Source organism: Cypionkella sp., from assembly GCF_030652235.1.
GTDB lineage: Bacteria > Pseudomonadota > Alphaproteobacteria > Rhodobacterales > Rhodobacteraceae > Cypionkella.
Genome location: NZ_JAUSBA010000053.1, coordinates 1 through 19,110 on the forward strand (window position 1 = coordinate 1; position 19,110 = coordinate 19,110).

At 61.1% G+C, this 19,110-nt stretch carries 24 protein-coding genes; 7 read left to right on the forward strand and 17 right to left on the reverse strand.

Annotated elements, in window-relative coordinates; all coding sequences use genetic code 11:
• Positions 1–192: 192 nt before the first annotated feature.
• The 4 genes from Q7V03_RS18725 to mobA are packed head-to-tail and all read right to left on the reverse strand — an operon-like array spanning position 193 to position 2,702.
• Entirely contained in the window at positions 193–777 is a 585-nt protein-coding gene (locus Q7V03_RS18725; protein ID WP_304927119.1) for a GNAT family N-acetyltransferase, read from the reverse strand.
• Complete coding sequence (locus Q7V03_RS18730; RefSeq protein ID WP_304927120.1) at positions 774–1,631, reverse strand: molybdopterin guanine dinucleotide synthesis; 858 nt, start codon at positions 1,629–1,631, stop codon at positions 774–776. Before Q7V03_RS18730 ends, Q7V03_RS18725 begins: the two co-directional genes overlap by 4 nt.
• On the reverse strand, positions 1,618–2,118 hold the full coding sequence (mobB, locus tag Q7V03_RS18735; protein ID WP_304927121.1) for a molybdopterin-guanine dinucleotide biosynthesis protein B: 501 nt from the start codon (positions 2,116–2,118) through the stop codon (positions 1,618–1,620). Before mobB ends, Q7V03_RS18730 begins: the two co-directional genes overlap by 14 nt.
• A complete protein-coding gene (mobA, locus tag Q7V03_RS18740; protein WP_304927122.1) occupies positions 2,115–2,702 on the reverse strand; it encodes a molybdenum cofactor guanylyltransferase MobA in 588 nt (195 codons plus the stop codon). The genes mobB and mobA overlap by 4 nt, the downstream gene beginning before the upstream one ends.
• Before the next feature lie 81 nt (positions 2,703–2,783).
• Between mobA and Q7V03_RS18745 the strand changes: the two genes are divergently transcribed.
• Positions 2,784–3,503: an AzlC family ABC transporter permease gene (locus Q7V03_RS18745; RefSeq protein ID WP_304927123.1), complete on the forward strand. Its 720-nt coding sequence runs from the start codon at positions 2,784–2,786 to the stop codon at positions 3,501–3,503.
• Positions 3,500–3,823, forward strand: a complete 324-nt coding sequence (locus Q7V03_RS18750) for an AzlD domain-containing protein (protein WP_304927124.1) — start codon at positions 3,500–3,502, stop codon at positions 3,821–3,823. The genes Q7V03_RS18745 and Q7V03_RS18750 overlap by 4 nt, the downstream gene beginning before the upstream one ends.
• Positions 3,824–3,882: 59 nt before the next feature.
• Here Q7V03_RS18750 and Q7V03_RS18755 read toward each other — a convergent pair whose 3' ends face one another.
• The 5 genes from Q7V03_RS18755 to Q7V03_RS18775 form a co-directional block, all read right to left on the reverse strand.
• Positions 3,883–4,500, reverse strand: a complete 618-nt coding sequence (locus tag Q7V03_RS18755) for a hypothetical protein (protein WP_304927125.1) — start codon at positions 4,498–4,500, stop codon at positions 3,883–3,885.
• 23 nt (positions 4,501–4,523) lie between these two features.
• Positions 4,524–4,658: an aa3-type cytochrome c oxidase subunit IV gene (locus Q7V03_RS18760; RefSeq protein ID WP_304927126.1), complete on the reverse strand. Its 135-nt coding sequence runs from the start codon at positions 4,656–4,658 to the stop codon at positions 4,524–4,526.
• Positions 4,659–4,755: 97 nt separating this feature from the next.
• Positions 4,756–5,256 carry a DUF6173 family protein gene (locus tag Q7V03_RS18765; RefSeq protein ID WP_304927127.1) on the reverse strand — a complete coding sequence of 167 codons (501 nt, stop codon included), beginning with the start codon at positions 5,254–5,256 and terminating at the stop codon, positions 4,756–4,758.
• Positions 5,257–5,265: 9 nt separating this feature from the next.
• The gene (locus tag Q7V03_RS18770) at positions 5,266–6,294 is read right to left on the reverse strand and encodes an MBL fold metallo-hydrolase (RefSeq protein ID WP_304927128.1); all 1,029 of its coding nucleotides are present in this window, start codon (positions 6,292–6,294) and stop codon (positions 5,266–5,268) included.
• On the reverse strand, positions 6,291–7,988 hold the full coding sequence (locus Q7V03_RS18775) for an acyl-CoA dehydrogenase (RefSeq protein ID WP_304927129.1): 1,698 nt from the start codon (positions 7,986–7,988) through the stop codon (positions 6,291–6,293). The genes Q7V03_RS18770 and Q7V03_RS18775 overlap by 4 nt, the downstream gene beginning before the upstream one ends.
• Before the next feature lie 143 nt (positions 7,989–8,131).
• On the opposite strand from Q7V03_RS18775, the gene Q7V03_RS18780 reads away from it, so the two are divergent.
• Positions 8,132–9,079, forward strand: coding sequence for an L-threonylcarbamoyladenylate synthase (locus tag Q7V03_RS18780; RefSeq protein ID WP_304927140.1), 948 nt, complete (start codon positions 8,132–8,134; stop codon positions 9,077–9,079).
• Between the two features lie 104 nt (positions 9,080–9,183).
• Here Q7V03_RS18780 and Q7V03_RS18785 read toward each other — a convergent pair whose 3' ends face one another.
• The 3 genes from Q7V03_RS18785 to Q7V03_RS18795 all read right to left on the reverse strand — a co-directional run bounded on the left by Q7V03_RS18785 (position 9,184) and on the right by Q7V03_RS18795 (position 12,292).
• Positions 9,184–9,864, reverse strand: coding sequence for a fumarylacetoacetate hydrolase family protein (locus Q7V03_RS18785; RefSeq protein ID WP_304927130.1), 681 nt, complete (start codon positions 9,862–9,864; stop codon positions 9,184–9,186).
• The gene (locus Q7V03_RS18790; protein ID WP_304927131.1) at positions 9,864–11,432 is read right to left on the reverse strand and encodes a serine hydrolase; all 1,569 of its coding nucleotides are present in this window, start codon (positions 11,430–11,432) and stop codon (positions 9,864–9,866) included. Before Q7V03_RS18790 ends, Q7V03_RS18785 begins: the two co-directional genes overlap by 1 nt.
• A 152-nt stretch (positions 11,433–11,584) precedes the next feature.
• On the reverse strand, positions 11,585–12,292 hold the full coding sequence (locus Q7V03_RS18795) for an HAD family hydrolase (RefSeq protein ID WP_304927132.1): 708 nt from the start codon (positions 12,290–12,292) through the stop codon (positions 11,585–11,587).
• A 147-nt stretch (positions 12,293–12,439) separates the two neighbouring features.
• On the opposite strand from Q7V03_RS18795, the gene clpS reads away from it, so the two are divergent.
• Both clpS and Q7V03_RS18805 read left to right on the forward strand, forming a co-directional pair.
• Positions 12,440–12,760, forward strand: coding sequence for an ATP-dependent Clp protease adapter ClpS (gene clpS / locus Q7V03_RS18800; protein ID WP_304927141.1), 321 nt, complete (start codon positions 12,440–12,442; stop codon positions 12,758–12,760).
• A gap of 26 nt (positions 12,761–12,786) precedes the next feature.
• On the forward strand, positions 12,787–13,755 hold the full coding sequence (locus Q7V03_RS18805) for a class I SAM-dependent methyltransferase (protein WP_304927133.1): 969 nt from the start codon (positions 12,787–12,789) through the stop codon (positions 13,753–13,755).
• 14 nt (positions 13,756–13,769) lie between these two features.
• Here Q7V03_RS18805 and Q7V03_RS18810 read toward each other — a convergent pair whose 3' ends face one another.
• Positions 13,770–14,162: a hypothetical protein gene (locus tag Q7V03_RS18810; RefSeq protein ID WP_304927134.1), complete on the reverse strand. Its 393-nt coding sequence runs from the start codon at positions 14,160–14,162 to the stop codon at positions 13,770–13,772.
• A 102-nt stretch (positions 14,163–14,264) separates the two neighbouring features.
• On the opposite strand from Q7V03_RS18810, the gene hemF reads away from it, so the two are divergent.
• Entirely contained in the window at positions 14,265–15,119 is an 855-nt protein-coding gene (gene hemF / locus Q7V03_RS18815; protein WP_304927135.1) for an oxygen-dependent coproporphyrinogen oxidase, read from the forward strand.
• Here the strand turns inward: hemF and Q7V03_RS18820 are convergent.
• The 3 genes from Q7V03_RS18820 to hemE form a co-directional block, all read right to left on the reverse strand.
• Positions 15,116–16,009, reverse strand: coding sequence for a DMT family transporter (locus Q7V03_RS18820; RefSeq protein ID WP_304927136.1), 894 nt, complete (start codon positions 16,007–16,009; stop codon positions 15,116–15,118). The two genes, hemF and Q7V03_RS18820, sit on opposite strands and share 4 nt — an antisense overlap.
• 30 nt (positions 16,010–16,039) lie before the next feature.
• Positions 16,040–17,251, reverse strand: a complete 1,212-nt coding sequence (locus Q7V03_RS18825) for a PLP-dependent aminotransferase family protein (protein WP_304927137.1) — start codon at positions 17,249–17,251, stop codon at positions 16,040–16,042.
• Positions 17,252–17,341: 90 nt separating this feature from the next.
• Complete coding sequence (hemE, locus tag Q7V03_RS18830; RefSeq protein WP_304927138.1) at positions 17,342–18,382, reverse strand: uroporphyrinogen decarboxylase; 1,041 nt, start codon at positions 18,380–18,382, stop codon at positions 17,342–17,344.
• A 121-nt stretch (positions 18,383–18,503) separates the two neighbouring features.
• On the opposite strand from hemE, the gene Q7V03_RS18835 reads away from it, so the two are divergent.
• Positions 18,504–18,800 carry a hypothetical protein gene (locus Q7V03_RS18835; RefSeq protein ID WP_370651171.1) on the forward strand — a complete coding sequence of 99 codons (297 nt, stop codon included), beginning with the start codon at positions 18,504–18,506 and terminating at the stop codon, positions 18,798–18,800.
• Here the strand turns inward: Q7V03_RS18835 and Q7V03_RS18840 are convergent.
• On the reverse strand, positions 18,793–19,110 hold a 318-nt coding region (locus tag Q7V03_RS18840; protein ID WP_304927139.1), incomplete at its 5' end, for a transposase. The genes Q7V03_RS18835 and Q7V03_RS18840 overlap by 8 nt on opposite strands.

Here is a 19,110-nt window from a genome sequence, read left to right on the forward strand (position 1 = left end):
CGCCCGCAGCTCCGCCGCCGTCAATTCCTTCCGCGTGACCTCGATTGCCATTCGATCCTCCCTGCCGTCGGAACAAGAGAATCAGAATCTGAACGCTTTGGGAATCCCCTCAGAGTCAGAAACAATGGCCGTTGGTATAAGCCATTGATTTTATATAGGGCCGTCTTGTGTCCCCGCGGGGACAGTACGCGCTTAGACCGATTTTACCATCGTGATCGCCGCCCGAAATCCGAACGCATAGCGCAGCAAACCCAGCTGCTGCGTCTTCTCGACGCGATACCCCAGCCGCTGATACAGCGCCCTGGCGCGGGTGTTGCTGTCGATCACCTCTAGCCGCACTGATCCATAGCCGCGCGCCCGCGCCTGATCTTCGATCGCGGCCATCAGCGTGCTTCCGATGCCCGAACTGCGGGCCGATGCGGCGACACAAATCCCATCGAGGAGAAAATGATCCTGCTCGGCCGCATCGCTGAGCATCCACAGCAGCGGCAGCCGCCATGCCGCGCCAAGGCTGCCATAGACCCTGCGGATATCGGCGACCTCGCCGCCCGCGAAGCTGCCCGCAGGGGTTTTGAAGCCAGCCATGCCTAAGAGACGTCCGGTGTCATCCAAGGCCACGATGGCATGATGGGCGCGCAACACGCGGCTGAGGAAGTGGTGGGCTTTTGGGGTCGGGCCCATCACCCGACCGAGCTTGCCGCCGAAAGCTTGCCAATAGAGCGCCACGGCCTCGGCGCGCAGGGCTTCGGGCAGGCCGAGCTGGTAGGTGATCTTCATGTCAGCGCGGCCAGCAATGTGGCGGTGTGGCCTGCCCCGAGGATCCAACCTTCTTCTGTGCAGGCTGGGGTGTCGAGCAGGGGCGCGAGACGGTTTTGCTGGGAGAGGCTGAACAAAGCGCGGGCGAGCAGGCGGACTTGGGCCTCATCCTTGATCGGGGCGGGGTCTGCGGTGACGGCTGTGCTGATCAGCGAAGGGTAGACCTCGGCCAAAGTGATTTGCGCGGGGGCGTCGAAGGGCCAGACGGCGGTGCTGGGGTGCTGGGAGAGGCGGTGGATCATCGGTTGGCCGATCAGGCCTTGGCTGCCAGCCGCCCCGGTGGTGTAAAGCTTCCAGACCGGTTGAGCGCGGGGAACCAGGGTTTCCACGGCGCGGCGTTCGGAGAGGTTCAGGGCCGTGTAATTGATGGATTTTGTGGCGGGAAGGGCGGGAAGGTTCAGGGTGGCAGGGCGGCCCCAGAACGGGCCGTTTGAGGCGGCAGTTGCGCAGTGGCGGTTGATCTGGGCGGCGACCTGAAAGCGGTTGTTGCGGTTGTCGGCGGCGTCTTCGATATGCTCGGCCAGCCATGCCCAGACCGCGCGGGCACTGGCGGTTCCTGTCAGGCGGGCGGCGAAGCCTGTCGGGTAGCCCATCGGAAAATCGCAGCCGATCAGCAGGGATTGGCCTTTGACAACAGCGCTGTCTATCGCCTGCGACAGTGCTGCTTCGGCGCTGGCGCGGCTGCGGTGGTAGCTGCTTTGCGTCCCCGTGGCGTCGATGTGGCCGAGCCAGATCGCGTCGGCAGAGGGACGGGCTGGCGACAGCGTAGAGGACGCCGACCAGTCCGCCACGATCACCCGGTCAAAGCGTTGCAAGGCCAACCTCGGCAAGAATGAAATCGGCGATTTGCAGGGTGTTGTTCAGGTCGAGTATCGGCACGGGCAGGGTCGCAAGCGCCATATCGGTCGCGACCGCCCGCACCAAGGGATCGCTGGGTTGGATCAGATCGTGGCCGGCCTCTTGGCGAAATACTTCGATCTTGGCGTGGGCGTCGCGTTTGTAGCCTTCGACCAAGATCAGATCGACGGGGGCCATGCGCGACAGCACTTCCGCCAGATCAGGCTCCGGCCCGCGATGTTCGCGCATCAGGGCAAAACGATGGGCCGAGGCCAAAACCACCTCCGACGCGCCCGCCGCGCGGTGACGGTGGCTGTCTTTGCCGGGTTGGTCGAGATCGACATCGTGGTGAACGTGCTTGACGGTAGAGACAGTAAAGCCGCGCCGGGTGATTTCGGCCACCAAACGCTCCATCAGGCTGGTTTTACCCGAGTTTTTCCAGCCAATGACGCCGAAGACCCTCATGATGCCGACCGGATCAGGGCTTCGGCATGGGCGAGGTCTTCGGGGGTGTTGAGGTTCTGGAATGCAGCTTCATCGGGGAATTGCGCGCGGGCGGCGTGATGCGCTTCGGTGAAGGCCAGCACGCGGGGCTTTGCGCCCGAGGCGAGGAAGGCGGCGAGCGGTCCGGCAAGGCTGACAGGCCATAGCCCACAGGTCGGGTGATCTTTGGCAGCGGATGCAATCGCCAGACCTTCGGGCGCAGTTTCGGCGGCCAAGCAAAGCTGTGGCACCAGATCGCCGGGGGCAAAGGGGGTGTCTACGGCCAGAGTCACCACCGCGGTGGCCCCCAACGGGGCCGCCCACCGCAGGGCTGCCAGAATGCCGGACAAAGGCCCGAGCGGGGTTTCATCGGGCAGAATTGGCAGACCATAAGCCGCCAGCCGGGCCGGGTTGCCATTGGCAGAGATCGCCAGGCGTTCGACCTGCGGCTCCAGCCGCGCGATGGCATGGCCCAGCAGGGTTTGGCCCGCCAAACGCAGCAACGCCTTGTCAGCCCCCATACGACGACCGATCCCACCCGCCAGAACGCATCCAAAAATCCGCACCTTGGCCCCTTCAAATTGCCTGTGCAAAGGCCTAAGCCGTTCTGCATCCGGCGTAAAGCCGCCCCAAGCCGCCGAGGTTCCATGTCTGCCACTCGTGAAAGCTATCTGCGCGGCGTGCGCGCGGCGCTGCCCTTTGCCGTGGTGATCGTGCCGTTTGCGATGCTGTTTGGCCTGCTGGCCTCGGAGGCTGGGCTACAACTGTATGAGATCATGGCATTTTCGGTGAGTGTGTTCGCCGGGGCCTCGCAATTTGCAGCCCTGCATCTGTTGCAGGATCAAGCGCCTTTGCTGGTGATTTTGGCCACATCCTTGGCGGTCAATCTGCGGATGCTGATGTATTCGGTGACGCTGGCGCCACATGTGGGGGCAGCGCCACTGGGGGTGCGGGCGGTGATGGCGTATCTGCTGGTCGATCAAAGCTTTGCTTTGTCGGTGGCCGAATATGACAAGCGGCCCAGCATGACGGTGCAAGAAAAGATTGCATATTTCTTCGGCGCGGTCACGCCCGTATTGCCGTTGTGGATGGGATCGACTGTTGCGGGTGCCTTGGCGGGGCGGGCGATTCCGCCGGAATATGCACTGGATTTCGCGGTGCCGATTGCATTTTTGGCGATGACGGCACCGATGATCCGGTCTTGGCCGCATGCACTGGCGGCGGGGCTGTCGGTGGCGTTGACGCTTGCGCTTACGGTTCTGCCCTATGGCACCGGGCTGCTGGTGGGGTCCACCATCGGCATGGCAGCGGGGGCGGCGTTTGAATACTGGCGCGAGCGGAGGGTTGCAGCATGGTTGATCCGATGATTGACAGAAGCCAATTCTGGATTGTCGTGGTGGTGCTGGGGCTTGCCACCTATGCGATCCGCTTTTCCTTCCTTGGGCTTTTGGGCAATCGCGCCTTGCCAGGCTGGTTGCAGCGCAGTTTGCGCTATACGGCGGTGGCGGTGCTGCCGGCGCTGGTGGCCCCTGCGGTACTGTGGCCGCCCGTAACGGGGGGCGAGCCGGATGCGGCTCGCCTGCTGGCGGCTGCGGTGACGGTGATGGTGGGGCTTGCGACGCGGCAGATGATCATCGCTGCGGTGGCCGGAGTTGTCACTCTGCTGGGGGTGCCGTTTTTGCTGTGACCAGACTCACAAAAGCCGCGCTGGGTCAGCGCGGCTTTGGGACTCTTTGGGATTGCAGCTTACTGCGTCACGGCGTTCCCGGCCTGCACCATCAGCACGCCGTGGTTATTGTCGGCATCATTGTCGGTGATCAACTTGCGGGTGGCACCCGGCAGTTGGGCGAATTCTTTCATCAGCTTGTTCGGATACCAAGAGCCACTGATCGCCTCAAAGCCCGGAACCCCGTTTAGAATCGACGAGACCGAATGGGCGCATTGCGCACTGGGCACAGATCCGTAAGCTTCGGCGCGCTGTTTCACCAGTTCAGCCACCTCGGGGGTGACCACTACGGTTTGCTCGATCACGTTGAAGGTCTCACGCGCATGATAGTCGATGTAGAAGCTGATCATCTTTGGGCTGACACCATAATGCACATCGCCGCGCTCTGGCAGATTGGGATGGTACCATGTGCCTGCCGGATCAAACATCACCTGCTCCGAGGCGTTGATCAACAGGCCCGAATGTGCGCCCGAACCGTTGCGTGTGCTTTGCACCGTGAACAGAGTGATGGTGCGTGGCGGTTCGGCCACGAAATGCGCACCAGATGCTGCCATCTGGGCGTCGGTCGCCCATTTATTATCGCCCGCACAGGCGGATAGCGCGAAAAGCGCCAGAACGGCAAAGGTCTTGAAGTTCATTTTACGGTTCCGGCGTTAAGGGGTCAGGCGTTGGCAAGTGCCATGAAGATCAAGATCGCGACAGTGATGATCGCGCCCCAGGTCGCCATGCGGACAAAGCCGTCAAAGGTCTTTTCCTGCCCGCGAATATCCATGCTGCCCGGTTTGTGTTCGGCCATTTGAGCGTCCTTTCAGGGTTGTTGCCTCGCCAATAGCTGATTCAGGTCTGGCTGTCACGGGGCGTAGCGGTTTGTGGTGCAGAGAAAATGTCGCGCTTCAGGCCGAGCCATCGCCTGACTCGCCGCCCATCCATCCGGTGGCAAGGCGAAAGCCGATGCGGGTGGGCGGCGATTCTGGCGCCGATTTCGGCACGGCGCGCAGCATGACGGAAAGCTGGCTGACATGCTGGATCAGTTGGGTCTTCATGCCCTCCTCATCGCGGCCATAAAAGGTCAGCAGATCAGGTTCAAAGAACCCCAAGCCTTCGATCTTCAGCACACCCACCTCAGACCCTGCGAAGCCCATTGCGATTTCTTGTTGGGCGTCAAGATGGCTTTCAAAGTTGCGGATATACAGGATGATCCGCTCATAGGCCCATTCAGCGGGGCTTTTCTCGGCCAAGGGGCGGCGTTGCAGGGCGGCTGGCAGGGGCAACTGCTCGGCGGTCAGGGGCGCTGCCGGATCGGCGTGGATCGCATGGCAGCGCGGCAGCCCTGCGGCTTTGGCGACTGCGGCGTTCAGGGCGGCTTCGGCGGCTGGATCAAGTTTTTTCGGCATTCCGGCTCCTCAGTGGGCCTGCCACGCCCAGGCCCCTTCGGTATTCAGAGAACGCGAAACCTGGGCCCGCTTCAAGAGATAGTTCAGATGTGCCACCGTCTCGACTAAGGCCAGACCATGCTGGCTTCCGGTGATCTCGCGCTTGAACAGCGGCACGAAACATTGTGCGGCGGTGTGCGGGGTGGCCAAATGGCCCAGCAACCGGGTCAGCGCGCTTTCATGATTCTCAGCCATTTGGATCAACCGGAACGGCAGGCCGATGAACGGCAGTTTATGCCCCGGCAATACAAGATGATCTGCCCTCGCATGGGGCGCAAAGCCGCGCGTGCTGTCCAGCCATTCGCCCAAAGGGTCCGCGTCGGGTTCTGTCGGGTAGACCCCGATATTGGCAGAGATACCGGGAAGCAGTTGATCGCCGCCCAAGATCAGGTGGTCATCCATGCTCCACAAGGTTGCGTGATCGGGCGCATGGCCCTGACCCAAGCGCACCAGCCAGCTCCGCCCGCCTGCGCTGATCACGCCACCCTCGGCGATGCGGGTGAAACCTTGTGGCATCGGCTCGACCACATCGGCGAAGTTGAACGGGCGTTCCTCGGCCTTTTGAGCGCGTTGGGCGGCATCGACCCCGGCGCGTTGATAGTACAGCAGCGATTCCGGGGTGGCTTTCGGCTGCACGTCCAGCACCAACATCCGCGCATAAAGCCAGGCGGTGCGGGTGGTGATCAACTCCACCCCCTGCGCCTGAAACCAGCCTGCAAGGCCGATATGGTCGGGATGATGATGCGTCACGATCAGCCGCCGCACGGGCTTGCCCGCCAGTGGCCCGGCGATCAGCGCCGCCCAAATCGCCTTGGTCCTGCGGCTGGACATGCCGGTATCAACCAGCGTCCAGCCGTCGCCATCATCCAAAGCGTAGATGTTGACGTGATCTAAAGCCATCGGCAGCGGCAAGCGCATCCACAGGATATGCGGTGCAATTTCAACCGCTTCGCCCTCGGCAGGCGGAGCGTCCCACGGGTGATGGATGGCGTTGCTCACGCGGAAAGCGCTTCGGGCGTCAGCGCGTAAAGTCCGGCAGCACCTTCCCGCACCTGCGCCAACAGCGGCGCATATTCTGGCAGCAGCCGCTTGATGGCAAACTGCGCAAGCGGCAATCGCGCCGGATCGGCCAGCATCGCTTTCAGGTGGAAATGGCTGCCCAACACACGGGCGAAGGCGCGCAGGTAGGGCACCGCGCCCGCAAAGCGATCATTCGGGGCCATGGTGTTCAGCGCCTCGGTCGCTTCGCGCAGGGCTTCCGTTGCGGTCCAAACCGCGCCCGCCAGATCAGGCTGGCTGGCCCGCGCGCTTTCCGCCGCCGCCTGCACCTCGTCAAACAAGCGGTGCGCGGCCTCGCCATTGTCCATCATCTTGCGGGCAACAAGATCCATCGCTTGAATGCCGTTGGTGCCTTCATAGATCGTCGTCACCCGGACATCGCGGGAAAACTGCGCCGCTCCGGTTTCTTCGATAAAGCCCATACCGCCATGCACTTGCACGCCAAGATGCGCCACCTCGCAGCCAATGTCGGTGCCGTAAGCCTTGGCGATCGGCGTCAGCAACGCCGCCCGCGCCAGCCATTCAACCGAGCCCGTCGCACGCGCCATATCAATCGCCACCGCACAGGCAAGGCCAATGGCACGGGCAGAAAACGTCTCGGCCTTCATCTGCGCCAGCATCCGGCGCACATCGGCATGGTCGATGATCGCACCCGACCCCAGCGGCGTCTTGCCCTGCTTGCGCTCCATCGCATAGCCCAAAGCCTGCTGAAACGCCGCTTCGGCCACGGCAACGCCCTGCATCCCCACACCCAGCCGCGCGTTGTTCATCATGGTGAACATCGCAGCCATGCCTTTATGCCTCTCGCCAACCAGCCAGCCCTGCGCCCCGTCATACTGCATCACAGCGGTGGGCGAGCCGTGCAGGCCCAGTTTATGCTCCAGACTGACCACCTTCAGATCGTTGCGCGCCGCAGGGGTGCCGTCTGCATCCGGGATCAACTTGGGCACCATGAACAGGCTGATGCCTTTGGTGCCTTCGGGTCCATCCGGAAGCCGCGCCAGCACCAGATGGCAGACATTGGCCGAGAAATCGTTATCGCCCCAAGTGATGTAAATCTTCTGCCCGGTGATCGCATAACTGCCGTCGCCGCGATCTTCCGCTTTCGTCCGCACCGCACCCACATCCGACCCCGCCTGCGGCTCGGTCAGGTTCATCGTGCCGCACCATTCGCCCGACACCAGCTTGGGAATATACAGGTTCTTCAAAGCATCCGAGGCGTGATGCTCCAGCGCCTCAATCTGGCCTTGGGTCATCAGCGGGTTCAACTGCAACGCCAGGCAAGCCGAGCCCATCATGTCGTTGACGCAAGTGGCCACCGAAATCGGCAGCCCCATGCCCCCATATTCCGGGCTGGCCGCCATGCCAATCCAACCGCCTTCGGCAATCGCGCGGTAGCCGTCGGCAAAGCCCGGAGGGGTGCGCACCACGCCATTTTCCAGCCGTGCCGGGGTTTTGTCACCTGCACGGTTTAGCGGCGCCAGGGTGGTTTCGCACAGCTTTCCCGCCTCGGCCAAGATCGCGGCGACGGTGTCGGGGCTGGCATCTGCAAAGCGCTCGGTCGCCGCGACTTCGGCAAATCCGACCACATCCAGCAGAAGGGCAAACTCAGACAGCGGGGCGCGGTAAGGCATGGCGAACTCCGAAGTAGGTAGTATGGGGCAGGCTTCTTTGGGACAGGCGGCTTGGCAAGGGCAAGGATCGGGCGTAAAGCAGCCGTCTTGCTATGGTTATTCCTGCCACTCCGGGCATCAAGCCCTACGCTACGTCACAAAAGATGAACGAAACAGAAACCCTTACCGCCACGCCTGAAGGCCTTGCCCGCGCCGCTGCGATCCTCGGCGCGCAGGGGCTTGTCGCCTTCCCGACCGAGACGGTCTACGGGCTGGGCGGCGATGCGCGATCCGATCTGGCGGTGGCGCGGATTTTTGACGCCAAGGGGCGGCCACGGTTCAACCCGTTGATCGTGCACGTGCCGGACATGGCGTCGGCACGGACGTTTGCCGTGTTTGACGCCCGCGCCAAAGCCGTTGCCGCCGCGTTCTGGCCGGGGCCACTTACGTTGGTTTTGCCGCTGCGGGCTGACGCTGGCCTGTCGCCATTGGTAACGGCAGAACTGAACACAGTTGCGATCCGCATCCCCGCGCATCCGGTGGCGCAAGCCTTGCTGCGGGCGTTTGGGGGGCCTCTGGCGGCCCCCTCGGCCAATCCTTCGGGCCGGGTTTCCCCCACCCGTGCGGCGCATGTGATCGACGGACTTTCGGGCCGGATTGATGCGGTGATAGATGGCGGGAGCTGTGCCGTGGGCGTGGAATCGACCATCCTCGGGCTGGTGGAAGAGCCTGCATTGCTGCGTCCCGGTGGCATCGCGACCGAGGCGTTAGAGGCGATGCTGGGGCCACTTGCCACCGGCGGCAATGCTGAAAAACCCAACGCGCCCGGTCAGTTGGCCTCGCACTACGCCCCCGGTGCTGCGGTGCGGTTGAACGCGCAGACGCGCCTGCCCGATGAGGTCCGCTTGGGCTTTGGGCCGGGTGATGCCGATCTGAACCTGTCCGCTAAGGCCGATCTGATCGAGGCCGCCGCGAACCTGTTCCATATGCTGCGCGAAGCCGATGTTTTGGCAGGTCGGGGCGGGCGCATTGCGATAGCCCCGATCCCGGAACAGGGCCTTGGCCGCGCGATCAATGACCGTTTGCGCAGGGCTGCGGCACCCCGAGGCTGACATTTTGCCGCGCAATACGCTTTGGCCCACAACATCTTGTGGAAAAATGCGATGAAAATGAAGAAACACACAAGTCATTCCCAACGGGGAAGAATGCGCAACGCTTAGAGAAGAGTCACGCGCGCTGGCTGCAATCCATCAATCTGCACCTCGCAGGTTTGACCGCGCGCGATGGGGCCCACGCCAGCAGGTGTTCCGGTGAAGATCAGATCGCCTGGTTGCAAGGCCACCAACCGCGACAGATGCGCAATAATGCCAGACACAGGCCAGATCATCTCGGCTAAATCGGCGTCTTGTGTCACGCGGCCATCCACCAGACAGCGAATACGCCCAGCGGGCACCCCTTGATCCGCAGGCCGCAAAGCCCCGACCACCGCCGAATTGTCAAACCCCTTCGCCATATCCCAAGGCCGTCGTGCAGCTTTCGCTTCGGCTTGCAGATCGCGGCGGGTCAGATCATTGCCCGCAGCATAACCCCAAATCAGCGCCAAAGCCTGATCCTCGGTCACATCGCGGCCGCTCTTGCCCAAAGCGACCACCAGTTCTGCTTCGTGATGCAGATCAGTGGTGGCGGTAGGGTAGGGGAGTGCGGCACCCGAATCTACCACCGCATCGGCGGGTTTGGTGAAGAAAAACGGCGCTTCGGCATCGGGGTCATGCCCCATTTCGCGAGCATGTTCGGCATAATTGCGCCCGACGCAGAAGATCCGCCGCACGGCAAAACGTGCGCTGCTCCCTGCCACCGCCACCGAAGGCACCGCGGCGGGCGGCAGCACGAAATCCATCACGACCCCATCGTAAAGCAGGTAACGCCGCGCGCTTGCAAACGGCGACAGGCCAGATCGGCCTCTTTCTGGCTAAGACCAAGGAAGTTGGCGTCAAAGCCACCACTTTTCTGAACCACTTTGCGCAAGGAATCGCCCAACGTGGCGTTTTCCGACAGCAGGGTTTTCATCAGCACGCGATCCGCCTCGCCATAGCTGTTGAAGCGACCGATATTTATGCCATAGCCCTTGCCGCCCGAGGTCGAGACATTGGTGACAACCTCCTCTGCGGCAGGTTGTTCGGCCTGCGCGACCACCACGGCCTCGTCATAAATCGGCGCTTTGTGCTTGGGTTTGGCCGGGGACGACACCAGTTGCACAGATTGCGGATTGGCAGCTGTGGCTTTGATTGACAGCTCTGCTGGGGCCTCGACGGCGGCAAGCTCGACCGCTTGGGCGTCCAGCGAGTCCGGCGCAGGTTCAGCCGTGGCTTCGGCCAAGGCACCTGCGATGTCTTCGGCCATCGCGTTGCCCGCTTGCTCGGCAGCGGCAACAGCAACAGGGTCATGCATCGGACGCGCATTTGGGCGAGGCGAGGTGGAGACGGCCATCACCAGCCTGATCGTCTTGGCCGGGCCACCGCCGCCTTCTTCTTCCATCTCGGTGCCGGAATTTTCACCCGTATCCGCCTGCGCCACCAATTCTTGATCGGCGCTATAGGCCGGAGCAATCGGCTGCGGCGAACTGCCCTTCTGCGCCTTGCGGAAGCCCAGATCGAGCAGTTCGGTCATCTTGGAATTGCGCATCGGGGTTGAAGTTCCGCCAAACACGGTGGCGATGATCCGCACCCCATCCCGTTCAGCCGAAGCGGTCAGGTTGAAGCCCGCGGGCCCGGTGTAGCCCGTCTTGATGCCATCCGCGCCTTTGTAAGCATCGAGGAATTTGCGGTTGGTGTTGGCCACTTTCGCCATGCCAGCATCAGTGCTGCGACGCGAGAAGATGTTGTAATATTGCGGATAATCATAGAACAAATGCCGCCCCATGATCGACATATCATGTGCTGTGGACAGATGCCCCTTCGCCGTCAAGCCGTTGGCGTTCTTGAAGGTGGAGTTGTTCATGCCGAGTTGTTTCGCGGTGCGGGTCATCCGCGCGCCCCATTTCTCCGGCGTGCCCTCAAAGTAATCACCAATCGCCGAAGCCGCATCATTGGCCGATTTCACCGCAGCAGCGCGGATCAGGTAACGCAACTGGATCTTCTGCCCCGCCTTCAGCCCCAAGCGCGACGGCGGCTGGGCGGCTGCATTTTTTGATACGGTGATCATGGTATCCAGCGAGACATTGCCCGCCTCAATCTCAGAAAACGTGATGTACAGCGTCATCATTTTGGTCAGCGAGGCCGGATGCAACCGGGTGTCTGCATTTTCGGAATACAGCGTCTCCCCGGTGCGCGCATCCATCACAAAAGCGGCATAGGGGGCCGCTTTGGATTCTTGCGGGCTGGAACAGGCCGCGACAACACTAAGCGCTGCCAAAAACAAAAAATGACGGAGATACTGCCCAAGCTGGGATAGTTTCGATTTGCCCATTTGGTCTGCCTCGTTTGCCCCTCATTGATCGGGGGCCTTGTTCTGCTTGTCAAAACGCTAGCACAGCAGGTGATTCAGGAAAACCCCTTATTCTGAAAGGGGTTCTGTGCTTTATAAACTGTGGTTTATGTGCCGAAATGGTGGCTTGCGCCCTAGGGCTTGTGGAGGTTTTGCAGATTCGCCACAAGATCAGGCAGGTCTGCAAGGCTGCTCAGGCTAAAGAATCGCGCCTGATCCTGCGGCGCATCGGCGTGTTCCAGCGCCCAGGTCAGGCCATGCGGGACATGCACGCCGTAGGCCCCTGCCGCCAGCGCGGGAAGCACGTCTGATTTCAACGAGTTGCCGACCATCATCGCCTGATCCGCGCCAGTGCCATGCCGCGCGAAAATCGTCGAATAGGACCTAGCGGTCTTGTCCGAGACAATCTCCACCCCGTGAAACAGATCGCCCAAGCCCGATTGCGCCAGCTTGCGTTCCTGATCCAGCAGATCACCCTTGGTGATCAAAACGACTCGGTGACTTGCGGCGAGGGTTTTCACTGCCGCTCGCGCGTGGGGCAGAAGTTCGATGGGGTGGTCCAGCATCTCACGCCCCGCCGCCATGATCTCGGCAATCACCAAGGATGGCACCCTGCCTTCGGTGACTTCAATCGCGGTCTCGATCATCGACAGGGTGAAGCCTTTGACGCCAAAGCCATAATGCCCCAGATTGCGCCGCTCGGCTGTCAAAAGCTGGAATTGAAGGTGATCGGCATCAACGTAATCGGCCAGCAGTTCGGTCAAGCGATCTTGCGTCAGCCGGAAGAAACTTTCGTTCTGCCACAGCGTGTCATCGGCATCAAATCCTATCGTTGTCAGCATATTGTCCCCCTGCCACACTATCATCCAAGCTGAGGGTCTTTTCGCAAGGCAGAAATGCGCTATATTATAGAAGTGTAACAGAAATTACGAATCTGCCAAACGGAGCCTATCCGCGTGAACCCCATTGCTGGCCTGACCGATCTGATGATGTCCGATGCGCCGAATGGCCCCGGCAACGATACGTCTATTTTGACCAAAACCAAAAGCAAGACCGAGCGGCCTCCACTGTATAAGGTCATGCTTTTGAATGACGATTACACGCCGATGGAATTTGTTGTGCATATTCTCGAACGGTTTTTCGGCCTGAACCACGCGCAGAGCTTTGAGATTATGCTGGCGGTTCACAAGAAAGGTCTGGCGGTGGTTGGCGTGTTTTCCTATGAGATCGCCGAGACCAAAGTCGCGCAGGTGATGGATTTTGCACGTAGGCACCAGCATCCTTTGCAATGCACGATGGAAAAAGAATAGACCTTTAGTCAGAACAGGCGGCTTTCATGCGCTCGGCCCGATTGGAATTGGCGCTGCAAAGCGGCGCTTTGGTGTTGCCTGCTTTGGGCGATATTGTGGTGCTGCGGCCCCGCACGGGGGATGATCTTTCATCTTTGCCGCAGACCCGCGTAGTGGTCAAAACCGGCTTTAAGCCCGATCACGATTATTTCGCAGCCCAAGGCTATCGCACCGAAGGGTCGGGCAGGGTTGCTATCGTCTGTGTGCCACGGGCCAAGGCCGAAGCGCGGGCTTTGATGGCTGAGGCTATCGGTGCTGACCTGATTGTTGTTGATGGCCAAAAGACCGATGGGGTTGAGACGTTACTGAAAGATTGCAAAGCCTTGGGCCTTGAGGTCGGTGAGGCGTTGTCGAAAGCCCATGGCAAGCTGGCGGTTGTGAAGCCGGGGCCTTCGTTGGCAGAATGGGCGGCCAAACCCCTGCAAGTTGAAGGCGGCTTTCAAACCCTGCCTGTGGTGTTCTCCGCCGATGGCCCGGATCGTGGCTCGGCTCTGCTTGCCGCTGCATTGCCAGCGAAACTTGGCGCGCGCGTGGCTGATCTGGGCGCGGGCTGGGGCTATCTGTCGCGCGCGATCCTGACACGCGAAGGTGTCAAGGAACTCGATCTGGTCGATGCCGAGGCCGAGGCTTTGACCTGCGCGAAGGTCAATATTCCCGACGCTCGAGCCAAGTTTCACTGGGCCGATGCGACCACCTTTAAACCTGCGCGCTTCTGGGATGCCGTGGTCATGAACCCGCCGTTTCACACCGTGCGTGAGGCTGACACCGGCCTTGGCATCGCGTTCATCAAGGCGGCGCAACGCGGCCTAAGCCCCTCGGGCAGCCTGTGGATGGTCGCCAATCGTCATCTGCCTTACGACAAGCTGCTGGTCAGCTTGTTCAAGCAGGTCGAGGAAATCGGCGGCGACAAGGCGTTTCGGGTCACGCGGGCGTCGTATCCGATCCGCACGCGTTAACCTTTTACTGCCGATTACTCGGGGTACTGCGCCTTACACGAGTTGATCGCGGGGCTAGCGGCTTTGGCTTGCGCCGCACGTTTGGCTTTCAGGCTAGCCAGTTTGGCGGCCTCGGCGCCCAGGTCGATGGCTTTGGGGCGTTGCTCGGTGTAATCCATATCGTCAAAGCACATCTGGGGACCCGCATCAGGTGTGCCGGGTCTTCCCCCTCGGTAGCTGCATTGCCGCCAAACTGTGCGCGAAAGGGTAACCGTTTCGTAGGCATAGCCGCGCTTAAGATTGCCTTCCGTCTCGACAATCAGCCGGTCCACGACCCGCATGTCACGGGTGGCCCCGCTGATGCAGTTCTCTTGCGGCGTGCCGCAGGCCGATAGGATCAGCAGGGCGGGGATCAGGATGCGTTTCATCGGCGACTCACAAATAGGATGCTGACTTTACTATAGCCGTCCCAGTTTGATATGCCATAACACGGGCGGAAACCTAACAAACATAAGCGAAAAGGGCGGGGCATGGCGGGGGATTTCAGCACGGAAAAGGCACAAGCCTCGGCTTGGTTTCGGGAATTGCGCGATCAGATTATCACGTCGTTTGAGGGGCTTGAGGCAAGCCATGGGCAAGCTGCGCGCTTTGAGGTGACACCGACAAGCCGTGCCGATGGCGGTGGCGGGCTGATGTCAGTGCTGCGCGGCGGTGCTGTGTTTGAAAAGGTCGGCGTCAACGTCTCGGAAGTGCATGGCGTGCTGGGCGATCGCGCACAAAAGGCGATGGCTGCGCGGGGTGTGCCGGGGATGGACACAGACCCACGGTTCTGGGCGAGCGGCATTTCCTTGGTCGCCCATATGGTTAACCCGCATTGCCCTGCCGTACATATGAACACGCGGATGTTCTGGACGCCGCACGCCTGGTGGTTTGGCGGCGGATCGGATTTGAACCCCTGCCTTGAATACGCCGAGGATACCGCACATTTCCACGCCACGATGCAGGCTGCCTGTGACGCGCATAGCCCTGAGTATTATGCGAAATTCAAAGCTTGGGCGGATGAGTATTTCTTTATCCCGCACCGGGGCCGTGCGCGGGGAGTGGGCGGGATTTTCTACGATGATCTGAATACAGGCGATTGGGCAGAGGATTTTGCTTTGACGCAGGATGTGGGGCGCGCCTTCCTTCCAGCCTTCGTTCCGCTGACAGAACGCCGCCTGTCTACCCCTTGGTCGGACGCTGACCGTGAGGCGCAACTGATCCATCGCGGGCTCTATGCCGAGTATAATCTGGTCTATGATCGGGGCACGAAGTTCGGTCTTGAGTCTGGGCATGATGCCAATGCGGTACTGATGAGCCTGCCGCCGATTGCCAAATGGACCTAGACTTGCAGACGTAACAGCAGGCCGACGCCCAGCACAATCACCGCCATGCCGATGATCTGGCGGCGGGTGACGGGCTGCTTGAAGACATAGCGTGACACGGCGGTAGCGAAGATCACCTCGACAAGCGCCAAGGTGCGGACATTGGCGGCGGAGGTCAGCGCGAAGCCGATGAACCAGAACTGCGAGGCGAACGCGCCAAGGAAGCCTGCAAACAGCGATGACCGCCAGACCGCGAAAGAGGCCCGCAACGCGGCGCGGTTGAACAGCGCCATCCAGATCAGCAAGGTGGCGGTTTGGATCAGCAGGCTTAGGGTAAGGGTCGAGGTGGCGCGGATCAGAAAGCCGCCTTGGTCGAGATGGGTGATGCCACCGCGAAAGCCGATGGCCGATGCGCCGAACAACCCACCTGCCAGCAGACCCGTTAGCGCAGGGCGGCCAAGCTGCCAGACATGGGTGCCGGGTTTGATCGACATCAGCATCACCCCCGCACTGGCAATCACGATGGCGCCCAGTACCGGCAGGCTGATCGGATCGCGCAGGATCAGCGCTGCGGCGAGGGCGACGATCACAGGTTCAGTTTTTAGCCAAGCCGTTGTCACCGCGAAACTTTGCGATTTCATCACCACCAGCATCAGGCCAGTTGCCGCGATTTGCGCCAAAGCGCCTGCGATGGTAAAGCCAAGACTTGGCAGGTTGGGGATTGGGATAGATTCCCCGGTGGCAAGCGTCATCAGCCCCAGAAACAGCGCAGCGAAAGGCAGGCCGAACAGGAAGCGCACTTGCGTCGCCCCCACAGTGCCGATCTGCCGCGTCAAGCTGGATTGCATCGCATTGCGCGCGACTTGACCGATCGAGCCAAGCAGCGCGGCCAGCACCCAAAGGCTGCTCATAGCCCGAATCCGCTCATGCCCAGAATCCGCTCATGCTTGGCTGGCGATCAAGCGACCGAGCCGTTTCATGCCCTCGTCAATCGCGGCCTCATCGGCGCAGGAAAATGACAGCCGCAGGGTGTTGCCATTGCTGCCATCGGCGAAAAAGGCGCGACCGGGGACAAAAGCCACCCGCTCGGATTGCAGAGATTGCGCGAGCAGATCTGCCCCGTCCATCCGTTCCGGCAAGGTCAGCCAGATGAACATACCACCCTCAGGCTTGGTCCACGTCACCCCCTCGGGCATTTCACGGATCAGCGCCTTAAGCAGATGGTCGCGGCGGGCTTTGTAGGTGGTGCGCAGTTTGGCAACGTGAGAGTCGAATTGGGTCGAGGCGACGTTATGGGTGACGATCTGGTTGGTGGTGGCCGAATGCAGATCGGCGGCTTGTTTCATCAGCACAAGGCGGCTGATCACCTCTGACGGGCCGCAAACCCAGCCCACCCGCAGACCGGGAGCGAGCGATTTGGAAAAGCTGCCACAGTAAAGCGTGCGGCAAGCCTCAATGCTGCCCTTGCGGGCGATTTCAAGTGCCAGAATCGGCGGAATAGCCTCACCATCATAGCGCAGGGTTTGATAGGCAGCATCTTCCACCACAGCGATGTTCATCTCATCGGCCAGATCAATCACCGCCTCACGGGCAGAGCGGGCGATGGTTTCCCCCGTGGGGTTGGCAAAATCGACCGAAAGGTAGGCGAATTTCACCCGACCCCCGGCAACTTCGGCCCTAGCGGTGAAGTCGGCGGCGGGAAGGTTGGTGTTGGGGGCCAAGCGGTCATAAACAGGCTCGTAGGCGTTGAACGCGCCCAAAGCACCCAGATAGGTCGGCCAGCCCACCAGCACAGTGTCGTTCGGTGAGATCATCAATTTCGCGAGATAATCAAGCGCTTGCTGTGATCCCGAAGTGATCAGGATGTTATCGGCGGTGCATGGAACACCGATCTTGCCCATCTCGGCCACGATCCAGTCGCGCAAAGGTTTGTAGCCCTCGGACACCGAATATTGCAGCGCAGCCCCGGCCTTAGGCCCGGTCAAAGCGGCTGAGAACGCATCGCGAAACGCCTCGGTCGGGAACAAAGCCGGGTCGGGGATGCCGCCGGCAAAAGATATGATGTCGGGTTGATCCAGCAGCTTCAAAAGCTCGCGAATTTCCGAGGCTTTCATCCGCGCATTGCGCGTCGCCAGAACACTATTCCACTCCACGACAATCCTCCCAAACGGTTTAGGGCGACATTTGCCCTGAGGCGAGGGTAAGTCAATATATATGACCTAAGCCGTGATCGGTCGGGGTTCTTACCCGCTCCTCACCGTTTCCACCATCAGCGAGACATTCTCAGGATCGGCATCCGGTGTAATCCCGTGGCCGAGGTTGAAGATATGCGGCCCACCTTGGAAGGCGGCTCTCACTTGTAGCGTTGCGTCGATCAAATCTTGTCCGCCCGTCACCATATGGGTGGGTGAGAGGTTGCCTTGCACGCATCCCGTCGACTGCACGTTTTCTGCCGCCCATTCCGGGCTGACCGAATTGTCGATGGCAACGCAATCCGCCCCAGTGGCTGCCGCGAAACCGATATAGCCAGCGCCTGCTTCGCGCGGGAAGGCAATGATGGGCAGACCGGGGTGCTTGGCCTTTAACGCGGAGATGATGCGTGCAGTGGGTTTGACGGCGAAATCGGTGAATTCCTGGCCTTTCAGTGATCCGGCCCAGCTATCGAACAGCTTGACCACTTCGGCCCCGGCCTGAACCTGCATCGAGAGATAGTCGATGGTGGCCTCGGTGATCACATCAATCAGCGCTGTGAAAGCGGTACGGTCGGTGGCTTTCAGGGTATGGGCCGGGCCTTGATCCTTGGTGCCCCGTCCGGCGATCATATAGGTCGCAACTGTCCACGGCGCACCTGCAAAGCCGATGAGCGTGGTCTGCGGCGGCAATTCCCGCGCAAGGATGCGTACGGTTTCGTAGATCGGTGCAAGAGTTTCATGGATGCCGTCTTTTGAACGCAGCGCCTGCACCCCGGCCATCGTGGTTATGGTCGACAGGCGCGGGCCTTCGCCAGTCTCAAACCACAGATCGGCCCCCAAGGCCTGCGGCAACAGCAGGATATCGGCGAACACGATCGCGGCATCAAAGCCATAGCGGCGGATCGGTTGCAGCGTCACCTCGGCGGCCAAGTCAGAATTATAGCACAGCGACAGAAAATCCCCGGCCTGCGCTCGCGTCGCGCGGTATTCCGGCAGATAGCGGCCCGCTTGCCGCATCATCCAGATCGGCGGGGTGGGCAGGGTTTCGCCGCTTAGGGCGCGCAGGATCAGTTTGGACAATTGGTTGGTCATCGGGTGGCCTCCGGTTGCGCCCTTGCGTCCCTTACCTGCGACGGCGTGTCAAGCGCACCTTCGCAGGCAATCGGTTGAAAGGCGCAAGTGTCGCGGGCAGGTCAGAGCCGTGACATGTGCAATGCCCGCCGCCGAACCCGCTTTAAAAATTGGCATCCATGGCTCTCTACTGGCCCTCTCGCAAGCCTATGGGGTGCGAAGGAACCTGATGGCGGCGTTTGATCTCCCCCTTGAGGCGTTTGAGGGGGGGGTGATCAAGGTGACCAGCGAAGTGATGCACGACCGCGCGCTGAAAGAGATCGGCGGCAAGGGGCTGTTCATCCGCGAGATTGAGGAAGCTTTGGACGCGGGCGGCAATCCCCACGGCGTGGTTTCTAACTCACGCTCAAGGTATGATACTAATGGCCCCTTCAACTGACTTGTGCCCAAGTACGTGAGGTTATGGAAACGATGGCCACTGGGTCGTTTGCGAAGAAGTTCCAAGCCTTGCAGCAGGCGTCGACGATTTCTTCGTAGGTGTTGAATACGCTGATGGCGAGTTTGTTGGCGCGCAGGTAGGCCCAGACGTTTTCGACCGGGTTCAGTTTCGGGCTGTATGGCGGCAGGGTCAGCAGGGAGAGATTGTCGGGCACGACGAGGGCATTTGAGCCATGCCAGCCTGCGCCGTCGAGGATGAGGAGCGCATGGGCACCGGGGGCAACGGTGCGGGCGATCTCAGCCAGGTGGGC

Bases quoted from the DNA above. Each gene is read 5' to 3' on its own strand.
- Q7V03_RS18785 (WP_304927130.1), bottom strand. From the start codon at position 9,864: ATGGATTTCGTGCTGCCGCCCGCCGCGGTGCCTTCGGTGGCGGTGGCA.
- Q7V03_RS18795 (WP_304927132.1), bottom strand. From the start codon at position 12,292: ATGCTGACAACGATAGGATTTGATGCCGATGACACGCTGTGGCAGAAC.
- Q7V03_RS18810 (WP_304927134.1), bottom strand. From the start codon at position 14,162: ATGAAACGCATCCTGATCCCCGCCCTGCTGATCCTATCGGCCTGCGGC.
- clpS (WP_304927141.1), top strand. From the start codon at position 12,440: ATGTCCGATGCGCCGAATGGCCCCGGCAACGATACGTCTATTTTGACC.
- Q7V03_RS18750 (WP_304927124.1), top strand. From the start codon at position 3,500: ATGATTGACAGAAGCCAATTCTGGATTGTCGTGGTGGTGCTGGGGCTT.
- Q7V03_RS18805 (WP_304927133.1), top strand. From the start codon at position 12,787: ATGCGCTCGGCCCGATTGGAATTGGCGCTGCAAAGCGGCGCTTTGGTG.
- hemE (WP_304927138.1), bottom strand. From the start codon at position 18,382: ATGACCAACCAATTGTCCAAACTGATCCTGCGCGCCCTAAGCGGCGAA.
- Q7V03_RS18835 (WP_370651171.1), top strand. From the start codon at position 18,504: ATGCCCGCCGCCGAACCCGCTTTAAAAATTGGCATCCATGGCTCTCTA.
- Q7V03_RS18760 (WP_304927126.1), bottom strand. From the start codon at position 4,658: ATGGCCGAACACAAACCGGGCAGCATGGATATTCGCGGGCAGGAAAAG.
- Q7V03_RS18745 (WP_304927123.1), top strand. From the start codon at position 2,784: ATGTCTGCCACTCGTGAAAGCTATCTGCGCGGCGTGCGCGCGGCGCTG.
- Q7V03_RS18775 (WP_304927129.1), bottom strand. From the start codon at position 7,988: ATGCCTTACCGCGCCCCGCTGTCTGAGTTTGCCCTTCTGCTGGATGTG.
- Q7V03_RS18780 (WP_304927140.1), top strand. From the start codon at position 8,132: ATGAACGAAACAGAAACCCTTACCGCCACGCCTGAAGGCCTTGCCCGC.
- hemF (WP_304927135.1), top strand. From the start codon at position 14,265: ATGGCGGGGGATTTCAGCACGGAAAAGGCACAAGCCTCGGCTTGGTTT.
- Q7V03_RS18790 (WP_304927131.1), bottom strand. From the start codon at position 11,432: ATGGGCAAATCGAAACTATCCCAGCTTGGGCAGTATCTCCGTCATTTT.
- Q7V03_RS18755 (WP_304927125.1), bottom strand. From the start codon at position 4,500: ATGAACTTCAAGACCTTTGCCGTTCTGGCGCTTTTCGCGCTATCCGCC.
- mobB (WP_304927121.1), bottom strand. From the start codon at position 2,118: ATGAGGGTCTTCGGCGTCATTGGCTGGAAAAACTCGGGTAAAACCAGC.
- Q7V03_RS18820 (WP_304927136.1), bottom strand. From the start codon at position 16,009: ATGAGCAGCCTTTGGGTGCTGGCCGCGCTGCTTGGCTCGATCGGTCAA.
- Q7V03_RS18765 (WP_304927127.1), bottom strand. From the start codon at position 5,256: ATGCCGAAAAAACTTGATCCAGCCGCCGAAGCCGCCCTGAACGCCGCA.
- Q7V03_RS18725 (WP_304927119.1), bottom strand. From the start codon at position 777: ATGAAGATCACCTACCAGCTCGGCCTGCCCGAAGCCCTGCGCGCCGAG.